At 57.8% G+C, this 1,335-nt stretch carries 2 protein-coding genes; both read right to left on the bottom strand.

Annotated features, from left to right (window positions below; genetic code table 11):
• Positions 1-29: 29 nt before the first annotated feature.
• On the bottom strand, positions 30-272 hold the full coding sequence (locus tag FVF58_RS51045) for a DUF6429 family protein (RefSeq protein WP_082094473.1): 243 nt from the start codon (positions 270-272) through the stop codon (positions 30-32).
• The gene (locus FVF58_RS51040) at positions 269-1,333 is read right to left on the bottom strand and encodes an IS630 family transposase (RefSeq protein WP_246217617.1); all 1,065 of its coding nucleotides are present in this window, start codon (positions 1,331-1,333) and stop codon (positions 269-271) included. Before FVF58_RS51040 ends, FVF58_RS51045 begins: the two co-directional genes overlap by 4 nt.
• Positions 1,334-1,335 lie beyond the last annotated feature (2 nt).

The following is a 1,335-nucleotide window of genomic DNA, read 5'->3' as shown; positions in this document are numbered from 1 at the left end:
CTAGTGTCGTGAGTTAGAAGTTCGTTGAATCAATTCCCCGTTCTTTCCGGAATGACAAAGTGCTGATTAAAAAGTCGTTCGGACTCGCGCAGTCCTTCTTCCGTAAAGATCACGGACTTCGTCTTGTTGACAGGGTCTTCGATGAAACCTCGTTCATGGAGTCGGTTCAGCACATCCCAGTCGAAGCCCTTCCATGCACGGTATCGGTCATGCAGGGTCAGGTAGAGAAGCGCCAGGGAAACTTCATCAATTGCGTCGGTATTGATATTCATGATGCTCCTGCCGCAGCCTTGCGGACCCGCACACAAAACCGTTCGAGGCTTGCCAGGATCTCATCCGCCGACTTGCTCCAGACAAACGGTTTGGGGTTCGCGTTATAGACGTTCAGGTAATGACGGATCGCGTCTTCGAGTTGACGTGTCGACCGATGCGTACCGCGTCGAAGGTATTTTTCAGTGAGCGCGGCAAACCATCGTTCGACCTGGTTAAGCCACGACGCCGAGGTCGGCGTGAAGTGAACATGGAAGCGAGGATGACGAGCGAACCAGGCTTTGATCGAGGGCGTTTTGTGCGTGCCATAGTTGTCCATCACCAGATGCACCTCCATGTAAGACGGCACGCTGGCCTCGATCGTGCGCAGAAACCGCAAGAATTCGCTGCTGCGATGGCGCCGATGCACCTCGCCGATTACCTCACCAGTAGCGATGTCCAGAGCCGCGAACAGCGTGGTCGTGCCGTGGCGCATGTAATCGTGGGTGCGTCGCTCAGGGATGCCGGGTGCCAAGGGCAACATGGGTTGCGTGCGATCGAGTGCCTGAATCTGGCTCTTCTCGTCTATGCAGAGCACCATGGCCTTGAGCGGCGGGTCCAGGTAAAGCCCGACGATATCTCGCACCTTGTCGACGAACATCGGATCGCTGGAAAGCTTGAACGTTTCCTGACGATGCGGCTGCAAACCGAAGGCACGCCAGATCCGCGTGACCGCCGTCTGCGACAATTTCATTTCGCGAGCCATCGTGCGCGTGCTCCAGTGAGTCGCTCCGACAGGCACGGACTCGAGCGTCTTCGCGATGACCGCATCGACGCGCACGTCATCAATCGTCCTTGGTGCGCCGGGCCGTGGTGCATCGAGCAATCCGTCCAGACGATGGATCACGAACCGCGCCCGCCACTTCGAAACCGTTTGCTGAGTGACCCGCTGTTTCGTCGCAACCGTCTTGTTATCCATGCCATCGGCACAGGCCAACACGATGCGCGCCCGCAATGCCAGGGCCTGCGCGGTCTTGCGTCGCATCGTCAGCGCTTGCAGGTCTTCGCGCTCCGATTCACTCAGCA

The sequence above is a fragment of the Paraburkholderia panacisoli genome, assembly GCF_008369935.1.
GTDB classification, from domain to species: domain Bacteria; phylum Pseudomonadota; class Gammaproteobacteria; order Burkholderiales; family Burkholderiaceae; genus Paraburkholderia; species Paraburkholderia panacisoli.
This window is presented reverse-complemented; position numbering and strand designations above follow the sequence as displayed.